Source organism: Kitasatospora sp. NPDC002543, assembly GCF_053594915.1.
Map to the genome: position 1 here is coordinate 60,710 of NZ_JBSFWR010000013.1, position 11,697 is coordinate 72,406.

Here is an 11,697-nt window from a genome sequence, read left to right on the forward strand (position 1 = left end):
GAGGACCGGGCGGCGCCGAAGCCGTCCGCACCACCGACGTCACCGTTCCCAGGAGGTCTCCCATGCGATTCGTCCACAAGGCCGGCATCGCCGTCGCGGCCGGTTTCGCCGCCGTCACCACGCTCCTCGCCCCGGTGGCGAACGCCCGACCGGCCGTCACCGCGGCACCGGCCGACTGCTACAAGGGCTACATCTGCGGCTACCTGTACCCCAACTACCAGCACCTGATGTTCCGGTTCAGCGACTGCGGCGTCCTCCAGGAGATCTCCGACGGCATGAACGGCGTCGGGTCCTGGTACAACAACCAGTCCACCGGTACCAAGGCGAAGATGTACGACAAGTACAAGTACCTCGTCTACACCACGCCCGGCGCCCCCTACGGCGACCCCAGCGCCAACTGGGCCCCGATCTGGTACGTCAAGGCCTGCTGACCCCGGCCGCCGCACCGGTCCGGCCGTCGGGCGCGCGCACCGACCCCGACGGCCGGCCCGCCCCCTCGCCGCCCTCCCGGGCCTCACCGCCGGTACCGGCCCCGGCCGTGTCCGCGACCCGGTCGGGATGCCACTCCACCAGCAGGATCGTGGCGTCGTCGCGCAGCCGGTGGTCCTGGTGGGTGACCAGGCCGTGGACCAGGTGGCGCAGCGCCTCCGGCGCGGGTTCCCCGCCGGCCATGTGCTGGACCAGGGTCTGGGCCAGGCGCTGTTCGCCGAAGAGTTCGCCGGCGGCGGAGCGGGCCTCGGTGACGCCGTCGGTGTGGACGAGCACCCGGTCGCCCGGCTGCAGCCGGGTCCGGTGGACGGGCAGCGCCTCGCGATCGAGGAAGAAGCCGAGCCCGAGCGGCAGTTCGGCGTGGCGGCACAGCGCGCCGGCCACCACGTGGCTGCCGCGGATGAGCAGCGGTGCCGGGTGACCGCAGTTCACCCACGTCAGGACGCCGGTGGCGGTGTCGAGTTCGGCGATCACGGCGGTGAGCAGCCGGTCCGGGATCCACTGCGCCAGTGTGCGGTCGATGGTCAGGGCGATGTCGGCCAGTCCGCCGCCGGCCCGCCGGGTGGAGCGGCAGGCCGCGAGCGCGACCGAACTGGCCCCGCCCGAGGCGAGGTCGTGGCCCATGGCGTCGAACACCGACAGGTGCAGGCGGCTACCGGTCATGGCGTGGTCGAAGGCGTCGCCGCCCACGTCGTAGGCGGGCTCCAGGACGGCGCTGGAGGTGACGTCCCGGCTGCCGATGGTGCGCGGCGGGAGGAAGGACCACAGCAGCTCGGCCTGGAGGCTCATCGGCTGCCGGCGGGTGATCTCGATGATGAAGTCGCTGTACGCGCTCTTCGAGACCACCAGCAGGGCGACCAGGGAAGCCAGGGTCTCGCAGCGCCCGGCCGTGCGGTCGTCCAGCCGGTCGGCGTCGATCCGCAGGACGCCGATCCGCTCGACCCCGTCGACCAGCGGGAACCAGCCCGTCGCGGGCGGCCCGGAGGACAACTGGGTCCGTTGCAGCCGGTACGCCCGCCCGCCCAGCGTGCCCTGGACGTCGATCCGGTCCCCGGGCGCCCCGGACCCGGGCCCGGCCCAGGCCTCCGGGTCGGGCAGCGCGACCAGGTACCGCTGCTGGACGTCGGCGAGGAAGATCCGCGCCCCGCTCGCGCCCAGCTCGCGGGCCGCGTCCCGGACCAGGCCGTACAGCTCCCGCGGGGCGCCCGCCCGGGATCGGTCCAGCACCCGGGCGAGCACCCCGCCCAGGTCCGCGCGGTCGTCGCTCATCACCCGGCACCTCCTGCCGCACCGGCGTCTACCCAGCCGCGGCCCGCCCACCCGGCCGGCGGGATCGGCCTGAGCCTCGTCGGCCTCCGGGCACGGGCCGCCGTCACGGCCCGTGGGGCGGTACGGCGTCCCGACGGTCGGTGTCGCCGCCCCTACACCCGTGGGCCACGGACACGCGATCTCGCCGTGTGCCCCGCGGAGTCGGTTCGGGGTAATGCCGGCGGGACGGCAGCGCCGGGCTCCGGGAGGTCCGGCCCCGCGTCGGGGCGGGGGACGGTCGTGTCGGCTCGGAGCAGTGCGGAGTGCAGCCGGCGCACGGCGCGTTCGGCGTCGGTGAGCTCGGCCGGGCTCGGCACGACGGCCCCGAAGGACTGGCTCCGGCCGGCGGGCAGCGCCCGCCACTGCAGGACCGGGCTCAGGACCACGCCGGCCCGGCCGAGGAACCAGGCCAACCGACCGTGGGTGCGCGCGATCCCGAGGGCGATGACGGCGAGGGCCTCGCGAAGGTGCTCCAGACGCTCGATGACCGGCATCCGCTCCTGTTCGTCGGCCGGCCCGATCGCCCCGGCGAGGTCGTCGGCGGTCTTCCGGGCCAGCGCCGCGTCCTGCGGGGTGAACTCCCAGAGCCCGCTGTGGACCTGCCGCTCGGCCTCCGCGGCGAGGAGCGTGGCCTGCTCCCACATTCCCGTGCCGGTGGATCGGGGCACGGGTGGGGGTGTCTGCTGCGCGGTCATGGTGTCCCTTCCGGTGGAATCCGTCCGGATGTCGAGGACACCCGGGTCCACGGTCGGTCACCGCGGAGCGTTCCCACAGCTTCGGGAGCGAAGTGCTCGGGGCGCGCAGCCGCCGGAACGAAACTCCGCCGTGCGAGGCATGGCTTCCCCCGATCCGGCAAGACGCCCTGGACGGTGGCCGACCGGCCCCGTTCCGCCGCGCAGGGAGGACCGAAGAGATGAGCACCGAGACGCGCACCGAGACACGCACCGCCGTACGGCAACGCCCGGGCCGGGGGAGTACACCGTGATGCGCGGACCTCGCGGCTGAGACGGGGTGCCGCCATGGCACTGCGCCATCCGTCGGAGCGAACCCGGTCGGGCAAGGGCCGGTTCGAACGGCTCGCGGAGGCCGCGTCGAACCTCACCAGCGCCCCGGCCTTCTACACCCTCTGCGTGCTGCTGGTCGTCGCCTTCTTCGCGGTCCATGCCGCCGGACTGTCCCTGACCTGGCAGATCCTGGTCGGGGACACCATGACCGCGCTCAACCTGCTGCTCCTGGCCCTGCTGAAGAACACCGAGCGCCGGGCCGAGCACGCCCTCCAGCGCAAGCTCGACGCCATCGCCACCGCGCTGCTGCGCCAGATCGACGGGAAGGATCCGTCGGAGGCCCGTGCCGAGCTCGAAACGGCGATCCGGATGGAGGAGGAGGTCTGAGCACACGCTCCCGGCGACCGGCCCGGGAGCGGCCGGGTTTCCGTCCCACGGGCGCGGCGCGTAGCGTCGGGCCCGGGCGCTCACCAGTGGGGCCGCCGACCGCGAACGGATGGTGATCATGGTCGAGTCGTTGTCCTTCGACAGTGCGAGTCTGGAGGCCACGGAGGACTTCCTGTCCACCGCGTACACACCGATGCGTATCGGCGGATCGGTGGAGGACGCCCGGGCGCGCATCAGCCGGCGGTCGGTCGGTGCGCTGAGCGTCGACCGGCTGTCGTTCGGCTACGACATGGCCTACAACGCCGACAGCCTCGGGCGGGTGTGCCTCGTCAGCCTGCACGCCGGTGCGCTCGCCGACCGGACCGCGGGCCACGAGACGGTCTTCGGACCCGGAGAGACCTTTCTGCTCGCCCCGCCCGACGCCCCGTACCAGGGGGAGGTCCGCGCGGCCCGCTACACCATCGTCATGTTCGACACCGCCCTGCTGGAAGCCGTCGCCCCCGCCGGGGCCGACGGCCGGGGCCCGGTGTGCCTGTCCGGGCCCCGCCCCGTCGACCCGGCCGCGAACCGGCAGCTGACCGCCGCGGTCGCCTACGTACGCGACCACGTGCTCGACAACCCGGCGGCCTGCGAGAGCGCCCTGCTGGTCGCCTCCGCGGCCCAGCACCTGGCAGCGGCGGCACTGGCAGCCCTGCCCCACACCGCCCGGACCGACGAGGCCCCGGCGGACCGGCTCGACGGCGGCCCGGCGACGCTGCGCCGGGCCCCGGAGGTTCCAAGGAGTTCCTCATCTGCGCGGCGTACGGTCCGCGACATGGCACGACGACGGGTGGTGGCGGGCATGGGGAAGCCGGGAAAGCTGGGGAAGCTGGGGCACGGGACGCGGCTGATCGCGGTGAGCGTGGTCGCCGGGGCGGTGGCGGCCGGGATGGTGCTGCCCGCGGTGGCGGCGGTCGGGCTCGGCGCGCAGTCGGCGGCCGACGACTTCCAGAGCCTGCCGGACGACTTCAGGACCCCGCCGCTGTCGCAGGCCTCGACCATCCTCGACGCCGAGGGCGGCACGATCGCCACCGTGTACGACCGGGACCGCACGGTCGTCCCGGCGGACCGGATATCCCCGCTGGTGAAGACCGCGCTGGTGGACGTCGAGGACAACCGTTTCCACGAGCACGGCGCGATCGACCTCAAGGGCGTTCTGCGCGCCCTGGACAAGAACGCCTCCTCGGGGACCACCCAGGGCGCGTCCACCCTCACCCAGCAGTACGTGAAGAACGTCTTCGTCGAGGAGGCGGGCGACGACCCGCAGAAGGTCGCCGAGGCGCAGCGGCAGACCGTCGGCCGCAAGGTCCAGGAGCTGAAGTACGCGATCAAGGTCGAGGAGACCCTGAGCAAGGACCAGATCCTCACCAACTACCTGAACATCACCTTCTTCGGCGAGAAGGCCTACGGCATCGAGGCGGCCGCCCGGCGCTACTTCGGCGTGCACGCCGCTGACCTCACCCTCCCGCAGGCCGCGCTGCTGGCGGGCCTGGTGCAGTCGCCGAGCGGCTACGACCCGACGGTGAACCCGACGACGGCGAAGGAGCGGCGCGACACCGTACTGCGCAAGATGGCCGGGTACGGGCACATCACCCAGGAGGAGGCCCAACAGGCCATCGCCTCCCCGCTCGGGCTGAACGTCCAGGCGCCGCAGCAGGGTTGCATCCTGGCCAAGCAGGGTGAGGGCTTCTTCTGCGACTACGTGCGCGAGGTGGTGCTCACCGACCCGGCGTTCGGGAAGTCGGCGGCCGAGCGGCAGGCGGTCTGGAAGCGCGGCGGCCTGCAGATCCACACCACGCTCGACCCCAGGGCGCAGGCGGCGCTGCAGGCCTCGGTCACCGGGCACGTCGACGCGGGCGACCAGGCGGCGACCGCGATGAGCATCGTCCAGCCGGGCACCGGCGGGATCCTGGCGATGGGCCAGAGCCGCCCGTACGGCCTGGACGACAAGCAGCACCAGACCCAGATCAACTACAACGTGGGCAAGGCCATGGGCGGCGGGCTCGGGTTCCCGACCGGGTCGACCTTCAAGCCGATCGTCGCGGCGGCGGCCCTGGAGGGCGGCATCCCGGCCGACCAGAGCTACACCACCGACTACAGCATCCCGTGGCCGGCCATGACGGACTGCTCGGGCGGCCGGTTCCCGTCCGCCGGGCAGGTGCACAACGACAGCCAGAGCCTGACCGGGCGGTTCGACATGAAGTCGGCGATGGCGCAGTCCGTCAACACCTACTTCGCGAAGCTGGAGGCCGACGCCGGGCTGTGCTCGGTGGCGCAGATGACGGACAAGCTGGGCATCACCCAGCAGGCGGGCGGCGAGAAGCTCCAGGTCGTCCCGTCGATGACGCTCGGCAGCAACGACCTGACGCCGCTGACGATGGCGGCCGTCTACGCGGCCTTCGCGGCCCACGGCACCTACTGCGCGCCGACCGCCGTCGCCTCGGTGACCGGCCCGGACGGCAAGCCGCTCGCGGTGCCTCGGGCGGACTGCTCGGCGGTGATGTCCACCGGTACGGCCGACACGGTCAGCGCGATGCTCAAGGGCGTGGTGGAGGACGGCACCGGCCAGACGGCCGGCCTCACCGGCCGGGAGAGCGCGGGCAAGACCGGTACCACCAACGACAGCCGCCAGGTCTGGTTCGTCGGCTACACCCCGGAGATGGCGGGCGCGACCGTGGTCAGCGACACCGACGACCCCAAGCCGCTGGACGGCCAGCGGATCGGCGGCAAGGTGGTCGGCCAGGCCTTCGGCGGCACCCTGGCCGGACCGATCTGGCGCGACGCCATGGACGGCGCCCTGGCCGGCACCCCGGCCGGCTCCTTCCCTCCGGTCCAACTGCCCTGAACCGGCGGGCACCGCGCCGCCGCCCGGGAGGCCCGGCGCCATCATTGGCGCCAGGCCTCCCGCCCTCTCCTACCGGCCGTCATCCGCAGTACCCGGACCGGGTCGACACCCCCGTGGCCGACACGGCCCGGTCACCGCAGGGTGGAACCTCAGTGCGCGTTCGTGTAGAGGTAGCCCCCGGTGTTCCAGTCGTAGACGGCGAGCTTGATGGTCCTGCCCGCGTCGGACCGCCCGTAGTCGGTGGCCCCCCACCACCCGTCGCCCTCGTCGATCGTGGCCGGAGACGCGGACCAGTTCCACCCGGTGTCGGTCCACGTCAGGGTCCACAGGTTCTGGCCCTGGTGGGTGGTGTTGAGGTAGGAGTCGACGTACTCGTGGCCGTCGCTTCCCCAGTACACGTTCATCTGCGCGTACACCCCGTCGGAGCCGACGGCGTCGCACCAGTGGTAGTAGCTGGTCGCGCACCTGACCGGGGAGCTGAGCTGCTGCGGCTCGGCGGTGGCCGGTGCGGCGAAGGCGACGGTGCCGCCGATGAGCGCCGTGCTCGACGCGAGCGCGGTCATCGTGGCGCGGATCTTGACGGATCGCATTGCGGTCTCCTGTCGGTGTGGAAAACGGAGTGGGACTTCGCCGCTGTCCGGGAACCGTGAGGTCCCGGACACTGCGGCGCTTCGCGGGAGCGACGAACACCGCCCGTACGGGCGGTGGTGCCGCCGGGTGCGGGCGGGCCGGTGTCAGGGGCGGTCGGTGTCGTGCTCCGGCCCTGACACAGCCGAGCTTTCAGGGCCGGCCGGTTGTTGCGCAGCCCTCCCCGCCATGTGAAACAAAGTGCCGCTCGGCGGGCATGGACGGCCGGGGGGAAGGGGGCTGGCCGCTGAGGAGGCGTTGCAACGGCCGTTCCCTGTGCGTACGTTGACGGTCCGGTGTGTCGCCGAGTCAAGGGGAGGGCCGGGATGGGCCGGCAGGAGAGTCCGCTGGATCCGGCCGACGGGCCGGTGCAGCGCTTCGCGTCGGAGCTGCGCCGGTTGCGCGGGGAGGCGGGGGACCTCACCTACCGGGCGATGGCCGGGCGCACCCGCTACTCGGTGGCGACGCTGTCCCGGGCGGCCGGCGGGCAGCAACTTCCGTCGTTGCCGGTGGTGTTGGCCTACGTGGCGGCCTGTGGCGGGGACGTCGCGGAGTGGGAGCGGCGCTGGCACGCCGCGGTGCGGGAGGCGGCCGCCGGGGGCGGTGACGACGCCGGTGCGCCGTACCGGGGCCTGGCCCGGTACGAACCGGGTGACCGGGACCGGTTCTTCGGCAGGGACGGGCTCGTGGCCGACCTGCTGGAGCTGGTGGACTCCCGCCGCCTGGTCGCCGTGGTGGGCGCCTCGGGCAGCGGCAAGTCCTCCCTGCTGCGGGCCGGTCTGATCCCCGCGCTCCGGGACCGGGGCGCGACGGGCACCGGTCCGGCCGCCGTCCGGATCCTCACGCCCGGCCCGCGGCCCGCCTCCGACCACGCCGCGGTACTGGCGCCCGCGAGCGGCCCGGGCGACACGGTGCTGGTGGTGGACCAGTTCGAGGAGGCGTTCACGCTGTGCGCAGATCCTGCGGAACGCGCCGCCTTCCTCGGCCTGTTGCTGGCGGCCTGCGAGCCGGACAGCCGATTACGGGTGGTCCTGGCGGTGCGGGCGGACTTCTTCGGCCGCTGTGCGGAGCACCACGGTCTCGCCGTGGCCCTGCGGGAGGCCACGCTGCTGGTCGGGCCGATGGGTGCCGCCGAGCTGCGGGAGGCGATCGTCAAGCCGGCCGCGGACGCGGGCCTGATCGTCGAGCGTGCCCTGACGTCGAGGATCATCGAGGAGGTCGAGGGGGAGCCGGGCGGGCTCCCGCTGCTGTCGCACGCCCTGCTGGAGACCTGGCGCCGCCGCAAGGGCAGGGCCCTGACGGTGGCGGCCTACGAGTCCGCCGGCGGTGTGCGCGGTGCCGTGGCCCGGACCGCGGAGGAGGCCTACACCGGACTGACGCCGCGGCAGGCCGTCATCGCCCGGCGCGTCCTGCTGCGACTGGTCGCTCCGGGCGACGGCACGCAGGTCACCGGCCGTCCCGCCGGCCGTGCCGAGCTGGAGTCCTCGGGGGCCGTCGACGCGGACGCCGACACCGCGTCGGTGCTGGAGGCTTTGGCCCGGGCCAGGCTGATCACCCTGGACGGCGACACCGTCCACCTGGCGCACGAGGCGCTGATCAGCTGCTGGCCGCGGCTGAACGGGTGGGTCGAGGACGCCCGGGAGAGACTGCGCCACCACCGGCGCCTCACCGAGGCGGCCAGGGCGTGGGAGGACCTGGGCCGTGACCCCGGAGCGCTCTACCGGGGCATCCGCCTGGCGGCGGCCGAAGCGGCCTTCGCGGCCGGCGGGCACCGCGACGACCTCACCCCGGCGGAGCTCCGATTCCTCACCGCCGGCCTCGCCGCCCGCGACCAGGAGCACCGGAGGGCGGCGCGTTCCACGCGGCGGCTGCGCACCCTGTTCGCCGCGCTGTCCGCCCTGGTCGTGCTGGCGCTGCTGGCCGGGGTGATGGCGTGGCAGCAGAGCCGGACCGGCGAACGCCGCCGGACGGAGGCCGCCGCCCGCCGCGCCGCCGCGGTGGCGGACGGCATGCGCTCGTCCGACCCGGTCACGGCGATGCGGTTGAGCCTGGCCTCGTGGCGGGCCGCCGATCTGCCCGAGTCCCGGTCCGCGCTGCTGGGCGCCGCCGTCCAGGCGGACCGGGACGTGTTCACCGATCCGCCGTCGGGCCGGGCCGTCCAGCAGACGCACTTCCTCAGCGGGGACGGGCGCACGGTGGTCGGTGTCGGCCGGGACGAGGTGGTGGCGTGGGACGTCGGCACGCACCGGCGGGTCGCCTCGCTGCCCGGGCTGGGGGCCGAGGCCGACGACGTGGAGGACATGAGCGCCGACGGCCGGACCCTCGTGGTGTTCCGGTACGACCACGTGAACGTGTGGGACCTGACGGCGGGGAGCGCGGGAGGGGCCCCGGTGGCGTCCCACCCGTTCGACCCCGGCTCGGACGGAACGGCGGCCCGGCTCGGTCCGAGCGGACGGACCCTGCTCCTCTACGCCACCGAGGGCGCGGACGACGTGGTCCGGCTCCGGGACTCCCGTACCGGCCGGCTGCTGCTCGAACGCCGGGTCAGGGCCGCTGAGCGCAGGTCGGCCGGTCGTGACGACCTGCGCCGCGTACCGGGTGCCAGGCAGCAGCAGATGTGGCGGGAACTCCGCGTGCTGAACTACCCGTACCCCGATGCCTCCGTCAGCCCCGACGACCGTCTGATGGCGCTGTGCGTTCCCGGCGGGCCGGTCCAGGTGTGGAACGTGCCCGAGCAGCGCGAGGTCCCCGTCCCGGGGGCTCCCGAGGCCAGCGCGCGGCAGTGCCTCGGCCAGGCGGTCGGGTTCACGCCGGACAGCCGCCGGCTGACGGTCGTCGACGGCGAGGGAGTGCGGATCTGGGACCTCGCCTCGGGGGCGGAGCTCCCGCGGATCGAGCACGCCGACATCACGGAGGCGGCGTTCAGCGCGGACGGAACGCTCATGGTGGCCTCGGACGGCGAGGAGCTGCTGCTGTGGCGCCTGGACACACCGTCGACCCCGATCCTCCGGCATCCGCTCGCCAATACCGACGCCGGCCAGTTCAGGCTCGATCCGGAGGAACACAGGATCCGCTACCTGGAAGGCTCGACCGGAGCCGCGGTCCGTACCGTCGACCTCACGAACGCCCTCGCCCCGGCCTGGACGAGCCGGCCGGTCGCGGCCGCCGTGTTCAGCCCCGACGGCAGGACGCTCGCCACCGTGCTGGCGCACGAGGAGGACAGCTCGTACGGCATCCAGCTGAGGGATCCGCGCGGCGGAGGACAGGTCGTGGACCTGCCCGGCGGGTCCTGCCTGCCACCCTGGGAGGGCACGCGGCTCTCCGTCTCCTGCACCGTCGTCATGGCGTTCCGCCCCGACGGGGGAGCGTTCGCCTACGGCGTCGTCGACCGCCGGCAGCCGACGGCACCGCCCAGGGTGTCCGTCTGGGACGTCTCCGCCGGCCGTACGACCGGGGCCCTGGACCTCGCGGCTCCCGACCGGCGTGTGGCGGTCGAGGTCAACGCGATCGCCTTCACCCCGGACGGACGGTCGCTCCTGGTGTCACGGATGCCACGGGAGGAGGCGGTGGAGGTCTGGGACATCGCCGGAGGGGCCAGGACCCGGGTGATCTCCGGCATCGGCGGAGAACAACTCGCCGTCCGGCCGGACGGGCGGCTCCTCGTCGCCTCGCACAACCAGGTCGCCGACCTGCCGGCGGGCCGGGCGGCCGCACGGACGTTCACCCAGAACACCACCCACGCCGTGGCGTTCGGTCCGGGCGGTGCGTACCTGGCCACCGGCGACGAGGCCGGCCGCGTCACGCTCTGGGACGGCTCCGCCGAGCGGAACCTGGGTGTCCTGCCCGGCACCTTCCGGCCGGACACCGCGAGGGCGCTCGACCCGATCTCCGCCCTCGCCTTCTCCCACGACGGCCGTACCCTGGCCGCCGCGGGCACCGACGGCACGCTGCGGATGTGGGACCTCGCGTCCCACCAGCCGCTCGGCCCGGCCCTCCCCGTGCCGGGAGGCGCCGCCCTCTCCCTGGCGTTCGGCCCCGACGACCGCACCCTGCGCACGGCGACCGAGCACGTGCCGGTGCACGAGGTCACCGTGGCCCCGGACCGGGAGGCCGCCGAGGTCTGCGAACGGGCCGAGGGCGGACTGCCGCGAGCCGACTGGGAGATCTATCTTCCGGAGGTGCCCTACCGGAAGGTCTGTTGACCCCGGCGGTCCCGTCCGACCCCGGCGGTCCCGTCGTCACCGGACCCGGACCCGGAGCCGGAGCCGGACCCGGACTCGGACCCGGAGCCGGACCCGGCACCGCGCCGGGGCGGCCGCCGCCGGCTCAGCGGTAGAGCGCCACCCGGGGCTCGACCGTTCCCTGGACCGGGGCCGTCCCGACGACGGTGACCCGGTAGCGCTCGGTCAGGGTGTGGTGGCCGTGCAGGACGATCTTGGCCGGGGCGAGCCGGGTGTACAGCGTGCCGGTCTGGCTGCCGAGCGGCAGGGTGCGCCAGTGGCCGTCCGCGGAGAGCACTTCGAGCCGGATGCTCGCCGGATCGAGGAACGGGCCGTTAGCGGGGGACTCGATGAGGATTTGCGGGGCCACCGTCCGGTCCGCCGAGGAGTCGTTGCGGTAGGAGACGGTGACCACCCGCTGCCCGTGGTCGGACGGCAGCGGGGAGGTGGCCTCGTTCACGAAGCCGACCGGCAGGGTGCCGGTCGCGGACGGGGTGCCGGTCGCCGCCTGGGCCGGGGCGGTCAGCAGGACGGTCGGCACGGCGGCGGCGGCCGCGGCCAGTGCCAGGCTCCGACGGGGGATCTTCCGGGTGCGCATGGCGCCTCCTTCGGTCGACCGCCGGGGCACGGGGTGCGCCGACTGGTCCGGGCAGGTCCGTACGCACCACCCTGCCCCCTCACCCGGAAAGCCGCACGCCGGGCCGGTCGCCGGGTCTGGCGTCCGCTCTCGACACCGGCCCGCCGGAGCGCCGGGAGGGGCGGCCGACGGCCACCGGGA

General features: G+C 74.1%; 8 protein-coding genes. 4 read left to right on the top strand and 4 right to left on the bottom strand.

The window, feature by feature from the left end:
* Positions 1-62 precede the first annotated feature (62 nt).
* Entirely contained in the window at positions 63-431 is a 369-nt protein-coding gene (locus ACWD4P_RS08680) for a hypothetical protein (protein ID WP_359824544.1), read from the top strand.
* Here the strand turns inward: ACWD4P_RS08680 and ACWD4P_RS08685 are convergent.
* Together ACWD4P_RS08685 and ACWD4P_RS08690 are read right to left on the bottom strand one after the other, a co-directional pair.
* Positions 418-1,758: a PP2C family protein-serine/threonine phosphatase gene (locus tag ACWD4P_RS08685; RefSeq protein WP_449779066.1), complete on the bottom strand. Its 1,341-nt coding sequence runs from the start codon at positions 1,756-1,758 to the stop codon at positions 418-420. The genes ACWD4P_RS08680 and ACWD4P_RS08685 overlap by 14 nt on opposite strands.
* Positions 1,759-1,910: 152 nt before the next feature.
* A complete protein-coding gene (locus tag ACWD4P_RS08690) occupies positions 1,911-2,492 on the bottom strand; it encodes a hypothetical protein (RefSeq protein WP_449779067.1) in 582 nt (193 codons plus the stop codon).
* Positions 2,493-2,816: 324 nt separating this feature from the next.
* Between ACWD4P_RS08690 and ACWD4P_RS08695 the strand changes: the two genes are divergently transcribed.
* Together ACWD4P_RS08695 and ACWD4P_RS08700 are read left to right on the top strand one after the other, a co-directional pair.
* Positions 2,817-3,188, top strand: a complete 372-nt coding sequence (locus ACWD4P_RS08695) for a low affinity iron permease family protein (protein ID WP_449779068.1) — start codon at positions 2,817-2,819, stop codon at positions 3,186-3,188.
* Positions 3,189-3,306: 118 nt separating this feature from the next.
* Complete coding sequence (locus ACWD4P_RS08700) at positions 3,307-6,072, top strand: transglycosylase domain-containing protein (protein WP_449779069.1); 2,766 nt, start codon at positions 3,307-3,309, stop codon at positions 6,070-6,072.
* Positions 6,073-6,221: 149 nt separating this feature from the next.
* Here the strand turns inward: ACWD4P_RS08700 and ACWD4P_RS08705 are convergent, their stop codons facing one another.
* Positions 6,222-6,662, bottom strand: coding sequence for a hypothetical protein (locus tag ACWD4P_RS08705; protein WP_449779070.1), 441 nt, complete (start codon positions 6,660-6,662; stop codon positions 6,222-6,224).
* 363 nt (positions 6,663-7,025) lie between these two features.
* Between ACWD4P_RS08705 and ACWD4P_RS08710 the strand changes: the two genes are divergently transcribed.
* The gene (locus ACWD4P_RS08710; protein ID WP_449779071.1) at positions 7,026-10,901 is read left to right on the top strand and encodes an nSTAND1 domain-containing NTPase; all 3,876 of its coding nucleotides are present in this window, start codon (positions 7,026-7,028) and stop codon (positions 10,899-10,901) included.
* A 124-nt stretch (positions 10,902-11,025) separates the two neighbouring features.
* Here ACWD4P_RS08710 and ACWD4P_RS08715 read toward each other — a convergent pair whose 3' ends face one another.
* Positions 11,026-11,517, bottom strand: a complete 492-nt coding sequence (locus tag ACWD4P_RS08715; RefSeq protein WP_359824520.1) for a signal peptide protein — start codon at positions 11,515-11,517, stop codon at positions 11,026-11,028.
* Between the last annotated feature and the right edge of the window lie 180 nt (positions 11,518-11,697).

Coding starts and splice junctions, on each gene's coding strand:
- ACWD4P_RS08680 (WP_359824544.1), top strand. CDS start 63: ATGCGATTCGTCCACAAGGCCGGCATCGCCGTCGCGGCCGGTTTCGCC.
- ACWD4P_RS08685 (WP_449779066.1), bottom strand. CDS start 1,758: ATGAGCGACGACCGCGCGGACCTGGGCGGGGTGCTCGCCCGGGTGCTG.
- ACWD4P_RS08690 (WP_449779067.1), bottom strand. CDS start 2,492: ATGACCGCGCAGCAGACACCCCCACCCGTGCCCCGATCCACCGGCACG.
- ACWD4P_RS08695 (WP_449779068.1), top strand. CDS start 2,817: ATGGCACTGCGCCATCCGTCGGAGCGAACCCGGTCGGGCAAGGGCCGG.
- ACWD4P_RS08700 (WP_449779069.1), top strand. CDS start 3,307: ATGGTCGAGTCGTTGTCCTTCGACAGTGCGAGTCTGGAGGCCACGGAG.
- ACWD4P_RS08705 (WP_449779070.1), bottom strand. CDS start 6,662: ATGCGATCCGTCAAGATCCGCGCCACGATGACCGCGCTCGCGTCGAGC.
- ACWD4P_RS08710 (WP_449779071.1), top strand. CDS start 7,026: ATGGGCCGGCAGGAGAGTCCGCTGGATCCGGCCGACGGGCCGGTGCAG.
- ACWD4P_RS08715 (WP_359824520.1), bottom strand. CDS start 11,517: ATGCGCACCCGGAAGATCCCCCGTCGGAGCCTGGCACTGGCCGCGGCC.